The sequence below is a fragment of the Leptospira fluminis genome, assembly GCF_004771275.1.
Classification (GTDB): domain Bacteria; phylum Spirochaetota; class Leptospiria; order Leptospirales; family Leptospiraceae; genus Leptospira_B; species Leptospira_B fluminis.
In genome coordinates this window covers 77,176-95,164 of sequence record NZ_RQEV01000017.1, presented here as the reverse complement: position 1 = coordinate 95,164, position 17,989 = coordinate 77,176, and the positions used below count along the sequence as shown (strand labels likewise).

19 protein-coding genes, 1 tRNA gene and 1 riboswitch are annotated in these 17,989 nt (G+C 48.8%); of the genes, 11 read left to right on the top strand and 9 right to left on the bottom strand.

Annotated features, from left to right (window positions below; translation table 11 throughout):
• Positions 1–125 precede the first annotated feature (125 nt).
• On the top strand, positions 126–1,850 hold the full coding sequence (locus EHO61_RS15925; RefSeq protein WP_135814552.1) for a SpoIIE family protein phosphatase: 1,725 nt from the start codon (positions 126–128) through the stop codon (positions 1,848–1,850).
• On the opposite strand, the gene EHO61_RS15920 is transcribed toward EHO61_RS15925, so the two are convergent.
• Positions 1,851–2,792, bottom strand: coding sequence for a DMT family transporter (locus EHO61_RS15920; RefSeq protein ID WP_135814551.1), 942 nt, complete (start codon positions 2,790–2,792; stop codon positions 1,851–1,853). It abuts the gene before it with no gap.
• A gap of 46 nt (positions 2,793–2,838) precedes the next feature.
• Positions 2,839–3,705: a hypothetical protein gene (locus EHO61_RS15915; RefSeq protein ID WP_246032179.1), complete on the bottom strand. Its 867-nt coding sequence runs from the start codon at positions 3,703–3,705 to the stop codon at positions 2,839–2,841.
• Between EHO61_RS15915 and EHO61_RS15910 the strand changes: the two genes are divergently transcribed.
• Both EHO61_RS15910 and EHO61_RS15905 read left to right on the top strand, forming a co-directional pair.
• Complete coding sequence (locus EHO61_RS15910) at positions 3,698–4,192, top strand: hypothetical protein (protein ID WP_210415356.1); 495 nt, start codon at positions 3,698–3,700, stop codon at positions 4,190–4,192. The two genes, EHO61_RS15915 and EHO61_RS15910, sit on opposite strands and share 8 nt — an antisense overlap.
• Before the next feature lie 24 nt (positions 4,193–4,216).
• On the top strand, positions 4,217–4,909 hold the full coding sequence (locus EHO61_RS15905; RefSeq protein WP_246032178.1) for an LIC_13076 family protein: 693 nt from the start codon (positions 4,217–4,219) through the stop codon (positions 4,907–4,909).
• 31 nt (positions 4,910–4,940) lie between these two features.
• On the opposite strand, the gene EHO61_RS15900 is transcribed toward EHO61_RS15905, so the two are convergent.
• Positions 4,941–5,813, bottom strand: a complete 873-nt coding sequence (locus EHO61_RS15900; RefSeq protein WP_135814549.1) for a class I SAM-dependent methyltransferase — start codon at positions 5,811–5,813, stop codon at positions 4,941–4,943.
• A gap of 119 nt (positions 5,814–5,932) precedes the next feature.
• Here EHO61_RS15900 and EHO61_RS15895 point away from each other — a divergent pair, with 119 nt between their 5' ends.
• Positions 5,933–6,973 (top strand): CapA family protein, encoded by a 1,041-nt coding sequence (locus EHO61_RS15895; RefSeq protein WP_135814548.1) that lies wholly within the window; start codon positions 5,933–5,935, stop codon positions 6,971–6,973.
• Between the two features lie 57 nt (positions 6,974–7,030).
• Here the strand turns inward: EHO61_RS15895 and lsa26 are convergent, their stop codons facing one another.
• A complete protein-coding gene (lsa26, locus tag EHO61_RS15890; RefSeq protein ID WP_135814547.1) occupies positions 7,031–7,768 on the bottom strand; it encodes a surface adhesion protein Lsa26 in 738 nt (245 codons plus the stop codon).
• A 141-nt stretch (positions 7,769–7,909) separates the two neighbouring features.
• Positions 7,910–8,086: riboswitch (cobalamin riboswitch) on the top strand.
• A gap of 159 nt (positions 8,087–8,245) precedes the next feature.
• Here lsa26 and EHO61_RS15885 point away from each other — a divergent pair.
• From EHO61_RS15885 to EHO61_RS15875, 3 genes are all read left to right on the top strand, one after another.
• The gene (locus EHO61_RS15885; RefSeq protein WP_135814636.1) at positions 8,246–10,306 is read left to right on the top strand and encodes a TonB-dependent receptor; all 2,061 of its coding nucleotides are present in this window, start codon (positions 8,246–8,248) and stop codon (positions 10,304–10,306) included.
• Between the two features lies 1 nt (position 10,307).
• A complete protein-coding gene (locus EHO61_RS15880; protein ID WP_135814546.1) occupies positions 10,308–11,477 on the top strand; it encodes a YncE family protein in 1,170 nt (389 codons plus the stop codon).
• A gap of 82 nt (positions 11,478–11,559) precedes the next feature.
• Positions 11,560–12,213 carry an ankyrin repeat domain-containing protein gene (locus EHO61_RS15875; RefSeq protein WP_135814545.1) on the top strand — a complete coding sequence of 218 codons (654 nt, stop codon included), beginning with the start codon at positions 11,560–11,562 and terminating at the stop codon, positions 12,211–12,213.
• Positions 12,214–12,253: 40 nt separating this feature from the next.
• On the opposite strand, the gene EHO61_RS15870 is transcribed toward EHO61_RS15875, so the two are convergent.
• From EHO61_RS15870 to EHO61_RS15860, 3 genes are all read right to left on the bottom strand, one after another.
• The gene (locus tag EHO61_RS15870) at positions 12,254–12,640 is read right to left on the bottom strand and encodes a PIN domain-containing protein (RefSeq protein WP_135814544.1); all 387 of its coding nucleotides are present in this window, start codon (positions 12,638–12,640) and stop codon (positions 12,254–12,256) included.
• Positions 12,637–12,828, bottom strand: a complete 192-nt coding sequence (locus EHO61_RS15865; RefSeq protein ID WP_135814543.1) for a type II toxin-antitoxin system VapB family antitoxin — start codon at positions 12,826–12,828, stop codon at positions 12,637–12,639. The genes EHO61_RS15870 and EHO61_RS15865 overlap by 4 nt, the downstream gene beginning before the upstream one ends.
• 411 nt (positions 12,829–13,239) lie before the next feature.
• Positions 13,240–13,311: transfer RNA gene (locus EHO61_RS15860), tRNA-Arg, on the bottom strand.
• A 168-nt stretch (positions 13,312–13,479) separates the two neighbouring features.
• Between EHO61_RS15860 and EHO61_RS15855 the strand changes: the two genes are divergently transcribed.
• A complete protein-coding gene (locus EHO61_RS15855; RefSeq protein ID WP_246032177.1) occupies positions 13,480–13,854 on the top strand; it encodes an LIC10421/LIC12816 family protein in 375 nt (124 codons plus the stop codon).
• On the opposite strand, the gene tmk is transcribed toward EHO61_RS15855, so the two are convergent.
• The gene (gene tmk, locus EHO61_RS15850) at positions 13,831–14,442 is read right to left on the bottom strand and encodes a dTMP kinase (protein ID WP_135814542.1); all 612 of its coding nucleotides are present in this window, start codon (positions 14,440–14,442) and stop codon (positions 13,831–13,833) included. The two genes, EHO61_RS15855 and tmk, sit on opposite strands and share 24 nt — an antisense overlap.
• A 91-nt stretch (positions 14,443–14,533) precedes the next feature.
• Here tmk and EHO61_RS15845 point away from each other — a divergent pair, with 91 nt between their 5' ends.
• From EHO61_RS15845 to EHO61_RS15835, 3 genes are read left to right on the top strand one after another with little or no spacing between them, the layout of a single operon-like run.
• Positions 14,534–15,667, top strand: coding sequence for a trypsin-like peptidase domain-containing protein (locus EHO61_RS15845; protein WP_135814541.1), 1,134 nt, complete (start codon positions 14,534–14,536; stop codon positions 15,665–15,667).
• 10 nt (positions 15,668–15,677) lie between these two features.
• Entirely contained in the window at positions 15,678–16,709 is a 1,032-nt protein-coding gene (ruvB, locus tag EHO61_RS15840) for a Holliday junction branch migration DNA helicase RuvB (RefSeq protein WP_135814540.1), read from the top strand.
• On the top strand, positions 16,687–17,619 hold the full coding sequence (locus EHO61_RS15835; protein WP_135814539.1) for an energy transducer TonB: 933 nt from the start codon (positions 16,687–16,689) through the stop codon (positions 17,617–17,619). The genes ruvB and EHO61_RS15835 overlap by 23 nt, the downstream gene beginning before the upstream one ends.
• Before the next feature lie 6 nt (positions 17,620–17,625).
• On the opposite strand, the gene EHO61_RS15830 is transcribed toward EHO61_RS15835, so the two are convergent.
• The gene (locus EHO61_RS15830) at positions 17,626–17,982 is read right to left on the bottom strand and encodes an LIC12806 family lipoprotein (protein WP_246032176.1); all 357 of its coding nucleotides are present in this window, start codon (positions 17,980–17,982) and stop codon (positions 17,626–17,628) included.
• Between the last annotated feature and the right edge of the window lie 7 nt (positions 17,983–17,989).

Here is a 17,989-nt window from a genome sequence, read left to right as displayed (position 1 = left end):
CGGATTCTCCCGGACAAATCTCCGGCCCCTCGGAAAAAAACGGGGAAAATTTCAGACTTTCCAAGGCCGATACTAAGAGGAAGGTCCAAACGATCAGCGTTCGGATTCTAGGCAAGGATTGGCATTTGGAATATAGGAAACGACTCGAGGAAATCGAGCGAATCGAAGGTTATATCACCAGAACTCCCGAGGGAATCTGGTGCTACGAATTGGAACCTCCGGTCGATGTGAGCCTACCTCTGGAGGAGCAGGTAAAAATCCTGTACGAAACCGCCAGGCTGACCCATTGCAACGATACCATGGCCAGGATGTACGGTTATCGGAATGCAGAGGAAATCAAGGGGCTATTGTTAAAGGATTTTTTGGCTTTTGAAAACCGGTTTAACAGGATCGGATTGTCCGAATTCATAAGATCCGGTTACAAGACTCACGATTCGGAATCGGTGGAGGTGGATACCGGAGGAAAGCGGAAATTTTTCCTCAACACGGCGCTGGGAATCGTCGAGAACGGAAGATTACTCCGAGCTTGGGGAGTGCAAAAGGACGTAACTTTTCTTAGAAGCGCCGAGAGAAGACTAAAACGGACTCTCGAACTGGAAAGTTTGTTAAGCGAAATATCCAGAAATTTTTTGAGAACCGATCCGAGCGGTACGAACGAAGCGATCCATTTCGCGTTATCCAGATTGGGTAAGTTCTGCGATGCGGATCGCGCCTATGTGTTTTTATATACCCATTCGGGGCTGACGGTCTCCAACACGCACGAATGGTGCGCGGAAGGCGCGGAATCTAAAATGCACAGACTGCAGAATCTTGCAATCGAGGAGTTCCGAAAGGAAAGCCTGATTCTTTTGCGTTCCCAAGGTTTTTTGCTTATGAACTCCGACGACGAAATTCCGGAATCGAACGGATCCATTCGCTCCTTCTTTTCGCGTCTTTCCTTCCGTTCCGCAGTCGTGACCCCCCTTCTTTCCAAAGAGGAGGATCTCGGATTCGTGGGATTCGATTCCGCTAGAGGGCAAAAGCTCTGGACGCAGGAAGACATCAATGTACTGAAATTGGTTTCGGACCTGATCGTTTTGGCCTTCGATCGGAAAAAAAAGGAGGCGGACTTAAACGACTTTTACGAGAGAATGAGCCACGATTTGGAATTAGCCAGGTTGACACAGCGTTCTTTGGTCGCCAGGGATTTTCCCTCTTCTCCCTTTTATCGGATCGAAAGTTATTTCAGACCTTTCGAAAAGGTAGGCGGAGACATCATCACTTATATACAACACGAAACGGGAGTGGTGGATATTCTGTTCGGGGACGTTTCCGGTCACGGGATTTCCTCCGCCATGGTTTCCGGAATGGCGGTCCTCTCTTTCCGCCATCACGCAAAGACCGGGATTTCTCCCGCGGACGGTATCCAGCAATTCGTCCGGGATCTCAAGCCGATGGTGGTGGAACACCATATCGCCGCCGTTTGGGCGAGGTTCTTTCCTCTGGAAAGAAAATTGGTTTATTCGTACGCCGGGCATCCGCCCATCCTTCTTTTTCGAGGAAAGGAAATGCAGGAATTGAAAGGGATGAATCTGCCTCTGCTGATCTTCGATTCCATCGAATACTTCAACGAATCCATACAATTGCAGACCGGGGACAGGATCGTATTTTACTCGGACGGGATGTACGAAATCTTCAACGCAGAAGGGAGGATCCTGGATCTTCCCGGATTCCATTCCGTCCTTTTGGAGCATAGAAACGTCGTTTCTCCGGAGGAATATATCGAGCAGGTGGTTTCCGAAGTATTCTCGTTTTCGGAAGGTTCTTTCGGAGACGATATGGCGATGCTCGTCCTGGATATCACCACCTGATTATTGTCTTTCCTTTTTGCGACCTAGTAGAAACACTCCGGAGAGTACGAGAATCGTTCCCGCCAGATTTTCCAGAGTGATCTTTTCGTTCAAAAGACCGGCGGAGAGAAAAAGCGTGAAGATCGGGCCGGCGCTTCCCGCGATGGAGGCTTTGCTGGAGCCGATTCTTTGGATTCCGGCCGTGGTCAAAAAGGCCGGTAGAACCGTGGTTAGGAATCCTAAAGCGAGACCATATGCGTAGACTTGCCAAGGTTGTTCGACGAGAATTTTCCAATTCTTGGTGAGTAGAAAATGGAAAATCACGAAGGCTCCGGACCATAGCATTAAGAGAGCCGTGAATCTGCGGGATCCCAATTTCGGAATCAATTCTCCGCTTCCGATCAGATAGACGGAATAGGCCAAGGCGGATAGAAACACCAGACCTGCTCCTAGGAACGCTTTGCCACCTTCCGCTTTCGCGTCCGGTAAGAACGCCAAGAGGATGCCGGAGTAGGTGAGCGCCACCGCGTACAATTCCACAGTATGGGCCCGCTTTCTTAGAAAAAGAAAACTCAATAGCAGAACGATCGCGGGGTAGGTGAATAGCACCAATCTTTCTATGGACGCCGAGAGGTATTCTAATCCCCAAAAATCGAAGAAGCTGGCTAGATAATAACCGATGAAAGCTAGGAATACCACGTTTCTATAATTCTTCGGCGAGATGGGAATGTTTTCGACGCGTTTGGATTCCCGGTGGAGCACGAACGCGAAAAATGGAATGGCGAACAACATTCGAAATGTCAGGACGGTTACGGAGTCGATTCCGTATCCGTATACTAGTTTCACCAAAACTCCCTTGGAGGAAAATAGAACGGTTCCCGAGAGCGCATAAAGAAATCCTTTCGCTTCCTCTCCCGTTCCGGAAAAGAAACGAAAGGACGGTCTTGTTTCTTCTCCGTTCATTCTTCCAAAATTCCCGCAGCTTTCTTTCCTGAAAGCAGGAATCGGATCATTCCCCCAAAAAGAAGGAATTCAGGTCTTTCCTTTGTAGGAAATATCCGCCTTTCGGATTCTTGGCGGGGAAGAAGAGATCCTTCCGGGCCGACTCCGTTAGACCTGCTTCCTTGATCTCCCGGATTTTCGTATAGCATTCCGAGAGAAACAAGGAGTGCCCGCAACCCAATAGATGGTATCCTTCATGTACTAAGGTCGCGGAAGGTGCGCTCCAGAGAAGTTGGTTCAGGGAGAACCAATGGGCCAAGACGTATCCTCTCGATCCTGTGTTCCTGTCCACGGCGCCTAAGACTTCCGGTAAGGGAATGAAAAAGAAGGCCAGAACGATCTGTGCGATCTGGTAAAAATAATCCGTGCTCTTAGCTCCCGCGAACGCCAAGATCCGGTCGCAACCTTCTGGGAGGGGGGCATGCACTAGATCTTCCAAGATGGCAATGCCCGTCCATCCTCGGCGTTTCCAATCCGTGATCTGTACCGTTTCCGCTCTGAGTCGATACAACGCCAATTCGTCATTCCAAGAATCCATCAAGGAGGAGATCCTTTCCAGGGAGACGTTTTCGTCCTTCCAAACGCATACCTTGAGGGTTTGCGTTTTGCCGTATTCCAGCGAGTTTCGCACGGCTTCCCTATGGAATCCCACCGTAGTGCAATCGGTAAGTAGGAAGAGTGAAAGAAACAGCTTGGGGAAGTGCGTTCGAAACCGGCCCATTTTTAGAAAACGATAGGCTCCGATCGGATAGAATAAATACAAGTCGAAATACCGTGTTCCCTTCTTCGTGTCCGCAATTCCGGAAAATCTTTTTTTACAAAACTGCGAACTTAGGACACTATAGGAAACGTCCGAAAAGAGTACTATGGCCAAGACTTCCGAAAAGATACCTAAGAGAAAAAAAAGATCGGTATCCTTTGCCGTGATGCTTCTATTGCCTCTCTTCCTTTTTATAACGACTGCTTTCGCGGGAAGTTTTTTGAAATGGAATCGGGTTCGTACCGAGGCTGCCTTTGAAGAACGTTTGAATCCTTTGGAAAAGATCTGGCGTTCGGTCCAATTGAAATCTCTGGCTCGAGAACATGGAACCGATTTCCGGGAAAAAATATCGGAAAACCAGCGCCGTACCTTGGGGATTCTACGGGAATCCTTTTTGGAATCCTTACTTCCCAAATTTCTCTTTTTGGCCGTGGTCGTTTTGATTCCTTCCTATTTCTTTTTCCAACTTATTAGGGAAGGAGGAATGTCTCGATCCAAATCGACGACTCAGTCCCGTTCCAAAACGAAATCGGTTCCTCCTTCTGTTCGCTCCGGCTCCTATAAAAATCCAATAAAATCTCAAAATAGATTGCTTAGATAAGTCAAATCCATCGAACTTGCCCGTATGGAACGGGGAAGGTCTCGTAAGGTTGTAACTATTTGGATGATCTGCTCCGTCGGTTTGCAGGCAGCTTGTAGTTTCGAAAAGCGTCTGGAGTTTTCCCAACCGGAAAAGATCGCCCTGGAATCCGACGCTCAACCTTGTTCTCCTCTCGGCCAATTCAATCGCTGGTACGCGTTTTACGGCCTGTGGCAACTCTCCTCGGAACCTGCTTTGCCGAAACAGGAAGGAAAAGTCTACGTCTTGGAAAGTTATGCGGAATGGCCCCAGGTTTCCCTTTCTCTGGTTTTGGGTTTTTTATCCTCCGTCTCCGTTCGGAAAGTGAAGATTACGGAATGCGACACTTCCACTCGGTTCATTCATAAAAAAGATTACGATTCCTTTTTCGAATCCGAGAGAGAAAGACTTCGGACGGATTTTTTCGCGGAGAGCGAAAGAACCTTCGAGGATTCTCTCCGGAAATATCTGGACAAGAGCAGTCCGGCGGATTCGGCGGGCAAGAATTATAGCACCATCATTTATCGGACCGGCAGGATCCAGGAGGCGAGGGTCTTGGGCCAGGACGTGGATAGCATCCAAGTGGAGTGGGATGAAGGAGAACAGAAGAAGGAATCCCTCATTCCGAAAAAGGATATCTATAAAGTGATCTTCGCTACCAAAGTGATTCGCGTGAAGGAAAAGCCGGGCTCGAATTAGGAATCGGCTTTTCGGTTCCGCAAAATCCGGATCAATATTTGGTCTTGCCGAAAGAGAGCGCCATCATATCGCCTTGGTCTAAGATCTTAACGGCCCAATCCGAAATTTTCTTCGAAGCTTTGAATCTCCAACTCGCGTTCTTTCTCGTCGTTAAGCCGCTCCCATAGCTGATATGAGAGAGGGGCAAATATCCGAGATCCATGCAGAGCTTTTCGATTCCGTCCAGACTATAGTAATACAGGTGTTCCGGCACGTTCAGGTATCTCCATTTGGGACCTAGAGTGCGGGCTAAGAGGCCGTAGCGGCAAGTGGAGAGGATCAATCTTCCTCCCGGTTTTAAATGGAGAAGGATCTTTTCCAGGGTTTGTTTGGGGTGGTGGAGGTGTTCGAGGCTCGCCCATAAGGTTACTAGATCGAACTGTTTTGTTCCGGCAGGATCCCAAGCTAGGAAGTCGGTCTGTTCCACATCCAACTTCAGTTTGTTTACGGCAAAAGCAACCGGCCCGGATGCGATGTCTAGGCCCTTGACTTGCCAATCCCGGTCTCTCAAATAATCCAAAAAATACCCCGCCGCGCAACCCACATCCAGAGCCGTTTTGGAAGGTCCGAGGCTTTTTTCCCAAGTAAAGAAATCCAGGTCTGCGAGGTTCAAATTGTAAACCCGGGAGATCTCCCGCTTAGTGGATTCGGAATAGTAATCGTCGTATCCTCTATCCGTCCTTTGGGTAAAATAGGAATCCTCATAATATTTCGCGACGTCTTCCGGAGAAGGCTGCGGATTTACCTGCACTAGACCGCATCGTTTGCATTCCACGATACGAAACGTTTCTCCTTGCGAACTTGCCTTTGAAAACAAAGGGTGAAAATCTTCCGTATAGCAAGTATTGCAAGGGATTTGGTCCATATAGTTTTCTCATCGGTACTTCGGGAAAAGCGGAGACCAAAATTTTATCCTCAGGATCGGGGTTTCGCCACTGCCGAAAACGGCTTTTCGGGAAATCCCGGTCGGAAAAATCTCCCTCTATGCAGAGAATTCCGTTTTTTTTGAGTCGTGCGATCCTATTCTTAGCTTGTGTTTCGAATCCGATTTGGGCCGAAACGGAGACGATCAAGATCAAAGCGGTCGGCGATTTGGTGATGGGAACGAATTACCCCGACAATCGACTTCCTTCCGACCCGAGAAACACCCTTTTCTCCTCCGTGGAATCCTCCCTCCGCGGTGCGGATATCCTATTTGCGAATTTCGAAAGTACTCTCACGGATTATCCTACTTCCTCCAAGAATATCAATCGCCCTCTGATCTTCGCTTTTCGAACTCCTCCTTCGTATGCAAAAATTCTAAAGGATGTGGGTTTCGACGTTCTTTCCATCGCGAATAACCATAGCTTGGATTTTCACCAGCAAGGTTTCGACGATACCGCTAAGAATATTTCCGCCGCCGGAATCCGCTATACGGGAAAAAAGGGGGCCATCACCTACATGACCGTAAAAAACACCACGGTCGCTTGGATCGGATTCAGCCACATGAAAGCGGCTCACAATAACGTGAACGACATAGAGGACGGTGTCGCCCTGGTCAAAGAAGCGAAGAGAAAAGCCCAATTGGTCTTTATCTCCGTTCACGGAGGATCGGAAGGAGGTCCTGCGCTTCACGTTAAGAACGAACAGGAAAGGTTTTACGGTGAATACAGGGGAAATCTAGTCGCATTATCTCACGCATTGATCGACGCAGGAGCGGATCTATTTATAGGTCACGGTCCGCACCTACCCAGGGCCATGGAACTCTATAGGGGAAAGTTGATCGCGTATTCCTTGGGAAATTTTTTGGGCTATCGGGTATTTTCCACGAAGGGTTACGGCGGATATTCTCTAGTGCTGGAAGCGGATCTGGATAAGAAGGGAAATTTCGTGAGAGGAAAAATTTTGCCTCTACAGCTCAGTCAAAACGGAGTTCCTGCCCCCGATCCCGAAAACAAAACCGTAGAGCTCGTACAATCCCTGACCAAGTCGGACTTTCCGGGTAAAGGTCCTAAAATCCAATCCGACGGAACGGTTTTACCTTAAGATTTTCGTTTTGGAAAAGGGAAGACCGCGTAACGGGCGGATCTTCCCTTTTGTCCGTTAATTGGACGGTGGAGGCGATTCTAGCGCTCCGGCCGGATTTTTAAAATTCACTTCGAATAGATCGTAATGGGATTCCCTGGCTCCCGTCGTAAAGGCGACCGAGATTCCGAGGAAATATTTCAGGTTGAACCTCATCGCGGACCAGGCGAAATTCGCGATATCCTCGTTCGTAACGGAAAACGGATGGACCTTCCCCCTAGTTTCGTCCAGATAAATTCCTTCGTACGTACCTATTAAGGTTCCCTTATATTCCAAATTTAGGATCCTGCCGGTAACCGAAAAATTTCTCTTGGATCCCGTCTTGGGGCCAGCGAGTTTTTCCGCTATATCCTTTGCCAGGACCGTATCCTGCTTTTGGGCCGCTAGGACTTCGAAGTCCGTCGACAAGGCGAGAGGTTCGATTCTATGGATTCTATAATGAACCAGTACGTCCTGATTTAGGCTCTTGTTCAAAAAATTCACCGCATCGGTGCTTTCGGGTCTAACGCTGAAAGGAACTTTTTTCTTTACCGGAGTGAAGCACTCGTCCTTCATTTCATCGCATTTTTCCGACGCGTCGAAGGACATCATTTCCAGAGTGCCTTCATACGAATCGAAGATGAGTCCTCTGCTTTCGAATTGGGTCAGTTTTGCTACGGCCCAACCTTCCGAGTAGGTTCCGATCGCGGATACGGAGGAGGCGGAAAAGAGTACGATTCCGGTCAAAAGCCATAGTGACAGATTGTTCAGTTTCATTCGGGTTTCTATGCTCCGGGGGTTTTTGTGAATTTTGGATGCAAACATTCTGGCCTTAGACCCGACGACTTCAAGAAAATATTTCATTCCGAGAATGAAAAGCAGGCAAATCGATCTTTTTTGCGATTGCCTTGCCGCCTTCGAGAAGAAAGCTGGATTCGCAAGCAGAGGGAAAAAGGGAATCCGGTGCAAGACCGGAGCTGAGCCCGCAGCTGTAAGTGCCTTATAAAAAGGGACGGCAACCGCCACTGTCCGATCGGACGGGAAGGCGCCGATCTCCGGCATGAGCCAGAAGACCTGTCCTAACGCTTATCGATTGTCGGACTTTCGGGAAGTAAGGTCGGGCGGGAAGTCCTTTCGTGCGCCTTTTTTAGTCCGCTCGTATCTTCTCCCGTCCGGGAGAAATTTTTGACCCTCTTAAATACAGGTACCTTTCGTAAAGATAGATCTTTTTTTTCGCGCCGAAACCGGTTCTTCCTGTTCGGGTTGGCTTTTTTTTCCGCCTCCATTTTCGGTCAAAGTCGGACCGCAGAGGAGTCCGCTCCGATCCGAGTTTTGGGAAAAGTCTCCGACTCTTCCCAACCGGAAAATTTTCGGAAGAATCCGAGTGGATTCCAATCTTCCATCAATCTGGACCAGTACGGTTCCCGTTATACGAGTCTGCCGGATGTTCTTGAAAGGGAAGCCGGGGTTCGCGTCCGTAGATACGGAGGCCTAGGTTCTTATTCGACTCTTTCCTTGAGAGGCACAAATCCCAACCAATCTCGGATCTTTATAGACGGTGTTCCCTTTAACAACTCCCAAGGAGGGGAGGTCAACCTTGCCGATCTACCCTTCGACAATCTGCAAAGTGTGGAAGTGTATCGCAGCGGGGCTCCCGTAGGATTTTCCGGATCGGCGATAGGCGGAAGCGTAAACCTGGTCACTAGAAAATCCACAGGACCTCTGAAGACAAGGATCAATCTGGGAGGAGGAAGTTTCGGCACGGGTAAAGGAACCTTGGCTCATTCCGGAACGTACGGAGGAATCGGCACCAGCCTATTTTTTCTGGGAGAGAAATCCGATCAGAATTTTCCGTTCCTGAATCCTCACGGGACGGTGATCGTAAATCCGTACGAAGAAACCGTCGATCGGAGGAGAAATGCACAATACGAAAGATCCACCGGAATGGTCGGCTTGGACGGGGATATAGGTCGCACAAAAATCCGATTTTGGAATGATCTAAATTATCGTTCCCAGGGAATTCCGGGACCGGCATCGAATCAGACATATCGGGTTCACCGGAAGTATCTTAGAAACACTTCCTCGATTTCCACGGACACCAAAGGATTGTTCGACGGGCGATTCCGGATAGAAACCCGGGCGTTTACCACGTTTGCGAACGACCAACTCTACGATCCCAAATCGGAATTTTCCTCAGGCTCTCCTAATTCTTCGGCTCGAATCCACCAATCCGGTGTGCAGGCCACTCCTACGTTCTATCTGCTGGACTTCGGACAGATCGTTCGTACCCATTTCGGACTGGAGAGAGAAACCTTCGATCGGAGTAGAAGCAACGTCAATAACCAGGATATGATTTATGAACCGGAAAAATCTCGGACCTATCTGACGGCTCAGTTGGAGGACGAGATCCGTCTCTTCGGTGAAACATTGATCCTGACTCCCGGCGTTTCCTGGGACCTTTATAAGGATCGTTTCCAGACAGACACTCCTTGGTTCCAAAGACAGGATCCGCTTGCGTCGGCAAATAAGACTACTTCCTTTTCGAACCCCAAGGCAGGCGTCCTATACAAGTTGCTCGAAACACAATCGTTCTCCCTAGATCTGAAAGCCAACGCTTCGAAGCAATATAGGATCCCTAGTTTTTTGGAATTGTTCGGAGAAGTCGGTACCATACTTCCGAATGACAGTTTAAAACCGGAGAAGAGCGGAAATCTAGACGCCGGATTTTCGGGAAAGTACACGGTCGGAAATCTACGATCCCAAGCTTCCGTTTCGTACTTCCGAAAAAGGATTTCGGATATGATTCTTTTCATTCCAAATTCCCAATTTACCTTGAGACCGGAAAATATAGATTCCGCGAAGATAGACGGTGCGGAAGTCTCCCAAAAAACGGAGTTCAAAGGTTGGAAATTCCTGATCGATTATACCTACCAATCGGCGATCAACACTTCCGATGCGCCTTATCTGAAAGGGAAATACCTCCCGCTTCGACCGAAACACGAACTCTCCTCCACGTTAGGCTATCGCGCGAAAAGATGGGAAGGGGGAGTGGAACTCGTTTATGTGGGCGCCGTATTCAAGGATCGAACCAACGAATACATCAATTACCAACCTGCTAGACAGATTTGGAATCTGTACTTGACGTTCGTTCTGTATTCCTCTTCGGAGGGGGAAGGAAAGGCGACGGAAAAAGCCCCGCAGGAACTTCTGCTTACGTTAGATTTTCGGAATGCGGGAGACAAAAGGGTGGAAGATATCGTAGGATATCCTCTTCCGGGAAGAAATTGGTTCGCGACCTTGAGCGGGAGATTCTAAGATGAGATTGCGTCGAATCCTGATCGGATTTTTTTTCTTCGTTTCGATCGACTGCGAGGATATTAAGAGGCCTCCGTTGTACTCTTTGTTTTTGACGCCGAACATTTCCGGAAACATTGGAGTGGTAACGACCGATTTTAGCAGCTCGGGTCGGTTCAAGGTATTGAATCCGGACCTGAAGACTTCGTATCCGGGACTGACTCCCATTCATTCGGATGCGGTCGGCCGGTATTATAACGGAAAAGTATATATTATAAATAGATTAAATCGGGATAGCGTACAGGTATTGGATCCCGATCTCGCCTTTCAAACGCTAGCGGAGTGGTCCATGGGGGGGGGAACCAATCCCGGAGACATCGAATTCGCGGGTCCGAACAAGGCGTACGTCTCCCTCTACAATTCCCGCTTTCTGAAGATCATCAACCCGAGTAACGGCGCCGCGTTGGGGGCCTTGGATCTAGGCGGATATTCCGAGACGACTTCCGCCTCCGGAATTCCGGACGGACTTCCGGAAATGTCCGGGATGAAAATCGTAGGGAATAGCCTTTTCGTATGTTTGGAAAGATTGGACCGAAACGATCCGAGCGGTTATTTTCCTCCCAGCGGGATTTCCTATCTTCTGGAGATCGATATCGTTTCGGATACCGTTCTCGCGGTTTACAACTTTCCGTTCGCTAATCCCGTCGGGAAACCGCAACTGCTGAATCTCTTCGGAGAGCCGCATTTGGTGATAGCGACGCCGAATCGGTTGGGGTATATCAGCGCGTTGGACGGTGCAATCGTCGCATTCCAACTTTCCACCCGAAGCTTTCGAGCGAATCCGCTTTATATGGAAACGACTGCCGGAGGGGATCTTATGGTGGTACAGATCGCTAACGATCATCTGGGCTATGCCAGCGTTTTGGACGCTTCTTTTAACAAAACGTTACAGGTTTTCGATCCTTCTAGCGGGGCGAAATTGTCTACTTTACTTTACATACCTTCTTCCTTCGATGCCAGCCTTTCCGCGCTGTTGCTCGGATCGGATCGGATATTGTACGTGGCAAATACAGAATTTACCAGGCCGGGGGTGAGTATGTTCGATACTTCGAACGGAAATTCCCTTCTTACTCCGCTTCCGATTTCGGTGGATTTGCAGCCCTTCGATCTTTTTAAGTTACAAGAGAATTAGATTTCTTTAAGGCTTAATCCGAATTGACAAACTTCGGATTTCGGTCACTATCCCTCTTTGAACTTCGGGAGATATTTTACCCATGTCCGATATATTTCATTTGATCGCTTCTGGACAAAAATCCCAGGTGATCTTTGCATTGCGCGAAAATCCTTCTCTCGGATCCGTGGCGAATCCGGAAGGGATCACTCCGTTTTTGTTCGCACTGTATTATGGAAAAGAGGATATCATACAGGCTTATTTAGGTTTGGAGATTCCCCTGAATTTGTTCGAAGCCGCAGCTATCGGAGACGAAAAAAGAGTGAGGGAATTACTGGCAAAAGATTCCGATGCGGCCCGTTCGTATAGCAAGGACGGCTGGACTCCCTTGCACCTGGCGGCGCATTTCGGGAGAACTTCTTTGGTCGCGTATCTTTTGGATCACGGTGCCGATCTCCAGGCGAGATCCAAAAGTAAATTCTCTTTCGGCAACACTCCGCTGCATTCCGCCGTCGCCGCAGGACGGGACGAAACCGTGAAATTACTCATCGAAAAGGGAGCCGACCCGAACTTCAGTCAGGAGGAAGGCGGATATACTCCTTTGCATATCGCAGCTTCCAGACAAGGGAATAGTTCCATAGTCGCTTTTCTTTTAAAGCACGGAGCCGATCCCGAGAAAAAAACGAACGAAGGATTGAGCGCAAAAGAGATCGCCTTGCAACGAGGCAATTGGAAAGAAGTGGAAGTGCTGGAGTAGCGCGGTCCCGCGGTGCGGGAGTCGATGTGTAGCGGCCGTTTTAGTAGATTTTCAGTTTAACGCTTTCCTTCATTAATTTAAAATGTTTATCTAACGTAAAAAGGAACGCTTTATTTTGAATCGCATTTTGGGCGATGATCAGATCCGGGATACCGACATGATTAATTCCGTTTTTAAGATTCAGGATTTGATACTCAATGATCTGCTCCCAATCGATTTTCAACGGGAAACGTTCGATCGCTTCTAAGGAAGCGATAACTTTCGATTGCCTTCTTAATTTCAAAAAAGGAATCAATTCAGTCAGAATGAGATCGTTAGTGTAGATATTTTCCGCATCGATCAATTCGTCGACGTTGGCCGAAATTGATGAGGCGGTATTCCTGAAATACTCGATCCAAACGGATGAATCCAACAGGACACGACTCATCGTTTTCGTAAATCATCTAGATCAATCTCGAGATTGAGGTGGCCTTTGTATTTTTTGAGGTCTTTTAACTTTTCCCTTCTGATCAAAGAGGTAAGCCCTTCCTTAATTACGTCGGTCTTAGTTTTCAAACGAGTCAATTTCATCGCTTCCAAAAATAGTTCTTCCGGAATATCTACAGTCGTTCTCATGATATGCATAAGATAGGGAATTTATATGCATTGTCAATGCTTTACTTCGGTGCGCGATTGTCGAAAATAAAATGTAAGGAAGTATGCGGCTACTGAAAGAGATTTTTCGAACGCGACAGCGATACGTAGGGTGCGAAGCAGTCGCAAGCTTTCGGAAGACGGGAATCAATGGAACGCGGGAAAATTCTTTGCTTGCGACCAAAGCCTGGAGTAGCGCGGTCCCGCGGTGCGGGAGTCGCCCTTGCGTTTACTACCAGGACTCGCCGTTACGCAGTTTGCCATCGTGGCAAACTAAGCTCCACGGCGTCTCGTTCTTGTCTCGCCACGTCCTGTGGCTCGGTCGCAAGCATTTACGCTCCCTATGGGTCGCTATGCTTGCTCCCAAGAGCTCGCTTCGAGTCCTTATTTCTCTGCACCTACCAGGACTCGAACCTGGACCCCAGGCTCCGGAGGCCTGTACTCTATCCGTTGAGCTATAGGTGCGGTATGAAGGAGAGTTTTTTGGACGAAGCTCCCGAGTCAACAGCATTCTATGTATTCTTTCGGGCCGAAAAGAAAGGGTATTTCCGTTTTTTCGTGTACAGAAAAAGGAAGGATCCTATTCTTCAGACAAAAATGCAAAAATCCTTAGGGATTTAGAAATAGAGACCTATGAATCAGAAATTTGGCATGAGATCGATACGTTTTTGGAGAATCGTTTCCGGATTGGTCCTGGCTTTATCGTTTTTTCCCTTTGCCGTCGTTTCCTTTTCGGCGGAAGAAGAGGCTCGACTGATCGAGAAAGCCTTGGTCGAAAGCCTCTCCACGCCGGAACAAAAAGAAGTCGTCCGAAAGTACCTGCAGGGCCTCGCAAAGAGGAAACGGGGCGAGGCAAATCATTTGCGGGAGCTGGCCGCCGAGGAACCGAAACTCTCCTCCGAATCGAACCGTAAAAGAAAGCTGCTGAATATGGCCGACCAATTGGATCGAGAAGCGGCTATTCATGAGGAAACTCTCCGGAATCTAGCGACCCTTTCCACGAACTAAGAGGATTTTCTCTTCGACCAAATCCGCGAGTTCTTCCGGCCGCAGGTTCGCGTCTAAGCGTACGGTATTTTCCGGAAGGATGCTTTCGTAAGCGTTCCGTATTTTTTCCAGAGTTCCCAAAGATTCGAACCTTTCCTTGGCCTCTTTCCTTCCCTCCAAGCGGACCAGAGCCTGTTCCGGCTCGAGATCCAAATAAAAAAGAAGGTCCGGCTCCGGAAAGCCGCAGGCTCGATTTCTTTCGAGTATTTCCTGAGCCGAAAATTCGGGACCGGATTGGTATGCGGCGGTGGAATACATATATCGATCCAGTAGAACGATTTTTCCTTCTTTTAACGCCGGGAGAATATTCCTTTGGAGGGAGACTTCCCTATCTTTCAGGAAGGCTCCGATTTGTTCTTCCCCCGAAAGTTCCAGTTCTCCACTCAAAAATTTTCTAAGATAGAGTCCCGTTTCGAATTTCGTGGGTTCCGCAAAGCAAATTGAGGGAACACCTTTCCGGGAAAGTAGGTCGAATACGTGACGGCTCAAGGTGCTTTTTCCGCTGCCGTCTAAACCTTCAAAAACAAAAAATCCCGGATGTGGTGCCATTAACGTTTTCCGAAACCAACTTGACAGAGTCGATTTCAGGCGAATCCTGATGCGTACCCAACCGGAATCCCATTCCTGAGGAAAGGAATCCATGAAAAAAACCGACAGATTCAAAAATTTCCTGGTGATTTGCGTGTCCGTGCTTGCGGGTACTCTTATTTCGCCCGTACTATATTGCGGAACCTCCAATAACAGCTCGTTATTTTTAAACGCGAAGGCGGATCGGGAACCGTCCGCGTCCGCAAAAGCCGCCATTTCCATCCAGCAAGCGTTTGAAGAAGTGTATACGAACTCTTCTCCGAGTGTGGTTTCCGTCGCTACGGAACGTACCGTGACTCAACAAGGGTTCGATCCCTTTTTCGATTTTTATTATGGACGCCGAGGCAGGGTTCGGCCGCAGAAAGAAAAACAAAGCGGACTCGGTTCCGGAATCATTTTGAGCAAGGACGGATACATTCTTACCAACGAACACGTAGTAGGCGGTTGGGATAAATTCACCGTCAGCACGAAGGATGGAAAGAAATTTCCCGCTCAATTGGTGGGCTCGGACCAAACCATCGACGTGGCTCTGCTCAAGATCCAGGCCGAAGCGAATCTGGTTCCCATCGAGTTAGGAGATTCATCCGCCGTTAAAGTTGGAGATTGGTCGATTGCGATCGGCGCTCCTTGGGGTCTGGACCAATCCATGACCGTGGGTATCGTCTCGGCAGTGGGTCGAGGAGGAATCGACAATTCGGGAGTCCATTATATCCAGACCGATGCCGCTATCAACCAAGGGAATTCGGGCGGACCTCTCCTTGACATCAACGGAAGAGTTATCGGAATCAATCGTATGATCGTGTCTCCGAGCGGAGGTTCGATCGGTCTAGGTTTTGCGATCCCAATAAACGAGGCCAAATCGATCGTAGAAGAGTTGAAATCCGGAGGAAAAGTCAAACGTCCGAAATTGGGAGTGGGCTTGGACGACGTGACCGAAGAGATCTCTAAGGAGTTGAAACTTCCGGCGGTTGCGGGAGCCTTCGTGAGACAAGTGGTGAACGGAAGCGCTGCCGCCGACGCCGGGATCGAAATCGAAGACGTAATTTTGGAAATCGACGGAACCAAGGTAAAGAACGCGTCGGAAGTCGTCGCCAAGATCCGCGGATCGAAAGTCGGCCAGAGACTTACCATCACCGTGTTCCGAAAGGGACAGACTCTCAAGATTTCGGTTAAACTTAAGGAATAAGAGAAATTTTTTGGCCAGACATACTTTGAATCCGGAGGAAAAATTCGAGGAGGAGGCGACCTTGCGTCCTTCCTTTTTTTCGGAGTTTGTCGGCCAAAAGGAAACCCTTGCCAACCTTTCGGTTTTCGTGGAAGCGACTAAGCGGAGAGCGCAAGCGCTGGATCACGTGCTTCTTTCGGGACCTCCGGGATTGGGGAAAACCACTCTGGCCGGAATCATTGCCCAGGAATTAGGCGCGAGGATCGTCGTGACCTCCGCGCCGGTTCTGACTCGAGGAGCGGATCTTGCCAAGTTGCTCACGGACCTACAGGAAGGGGATATCCTATTCATCGACGAGGTCCATTCTCTAGGCAGAAAGGTGGAAGAGATCCTTTATCCTGCCATGGAGAATTTCATGATCGATCTTCTCGTTGGGGAAGGAATCACCGCCCAGACCGTTCAGATCAAGTTGAAGCCATTTACATTAATCGGAGCGACTACGCGAAGCGGGCTGATTTCCGATCCTTTGAAAAGCAGATTCGGGATCCATTCCCGTCTGGATTATTACGATGACGCGGAAATGAAGCAGATCGTACTTCGCTCCGCAAAAATCCTAGGCTACGATATCGAGGAGAATTCCGCCTGGGAAATCGGTCGCCGCTCCCGCAAGACTCCTCGGATCGCGAATCATTTGTTGAAACGGGTCCGGGATTTTTCGGAAGTCCAAGGGGATCGTCGCATCGAAATGCCCGCTTGCGAAGAAGCGTTCCGCAGATTAGGGATAGACGAGTACGGCTTGGATAGAATGGATCGCCAAATTCTGGAATGTATGATAGATAGGTATAAGGGCGGACCGGTGGGACTTAGGCCGATTTCGGCGGTGGTAGGAGAGGAGGAACGGACTTTGGAGGATCATTACGAATCCTATATGGTTCGGATCGGATTGATCAATCGCACACCTTCCGGAAGGGTTGCCACAGAAAAAGCGTATCAAATATTGGAAAAATCTTATCCTGTTAAAGGGGTAAGAACGGACGAAGATGCAACTCCCGGCCTTTTTTAATTTAGAAATAGATAAACCGGCGAATATCGAAGAGGACGATCGACGTCTTCTCTTTGCCGCGTTTTTGGTTTTTGCCTTCGCCTCCTTTTTGGTCGCCCATTTGTTCACCCGTAACGCACTCTGGAAGATGTTAGGGGAGGATCCTCTCGTAAAGGTCACGGATAAGGCGGAGCGGGAAAAAATCTACGAAGTATTGTTGGAACAGGATTTCGCGGATTCGAGGGTCAAAGACGAATATAAGGCGCTTTCCAACGTGGATGCGGCGGGTGCGGGAGGATTGACTCAAAAGGAAGGATTCCATACCGCTTCGCCTCATAGGGAGTTTATATGGGGGAATCTGATCAAGAGGCCTTCACAGCAGGCCAATCCGAAGAGTTCCCAAACCAAGACGGAAGAGGAACAGGTTTACGACGTCGCGATTCTGAAAAACGATCCGGTGCAGGAGCCGACTAAAACCCAGGAACAGTCCACCCAATCCTCCGCGACCGGAAGGATGACTAAGATTCCGTTCAATTATCGCTTCGAGCAGGATTTTCTTTTCCGCTGGGACGGAGGACAGTCCCTTTCCATTCCCCGTAAGAAATTAGCCGGGTACGATTATTTCAAAAGAATGTTACGACAGATCGAAGGGAGCTTTGCGCCGCCCGGCGGAGGAAATTACGGTTATAGGGACGGAGCAGGTACCGTCGTCAGGGAAGCGATCATTCCGGGAGAGGTCCGGGTACAATTTATGTTAAACGACGCGGGCCAGGTCGTCGATACGAAGCTGGTTTCTTCCCAAGGACAAACTCTTGTGGATCGGGCTTGCTTGGATACTCTCAGAGGACAAAACTTCGGGACGGTCCCCGAGGATGTCAAGTCTCAGGGAATGATATTCGGGATTCGTTTCATATTTCCCGGATTCAGATAAAAGTTCCTATAATCCTAGGCTTTCTTTGATCACTTGCCAAAGTCGTGCCCATTCTTTTTTCCGTTCCCCCTTTTCCTTTAAGCGAAGGAAAAGTTTTTGGGAACCGTCGGTTCCGACGATTCTTACTCTATTTTCGTTTAATACTTCCACATCATACGTCACGGACTCCGCCGAAAACGCGTAATTCAGGATGCCGCTGGACTTTAACGCGTATTCCTTTTCGTTCAGGATCGTTTTTCCGTCTCTGAAATCCAAAGTGATGCAGTCTCTTTCCTTTTTTAACGGGTCGCAAAAAGTGCCTTTCGGAGGCGGTACCGGTTTTACTCCGCAGGAAAGGCAAATCAAAACCGCCGGAATCAGCATCCTCATA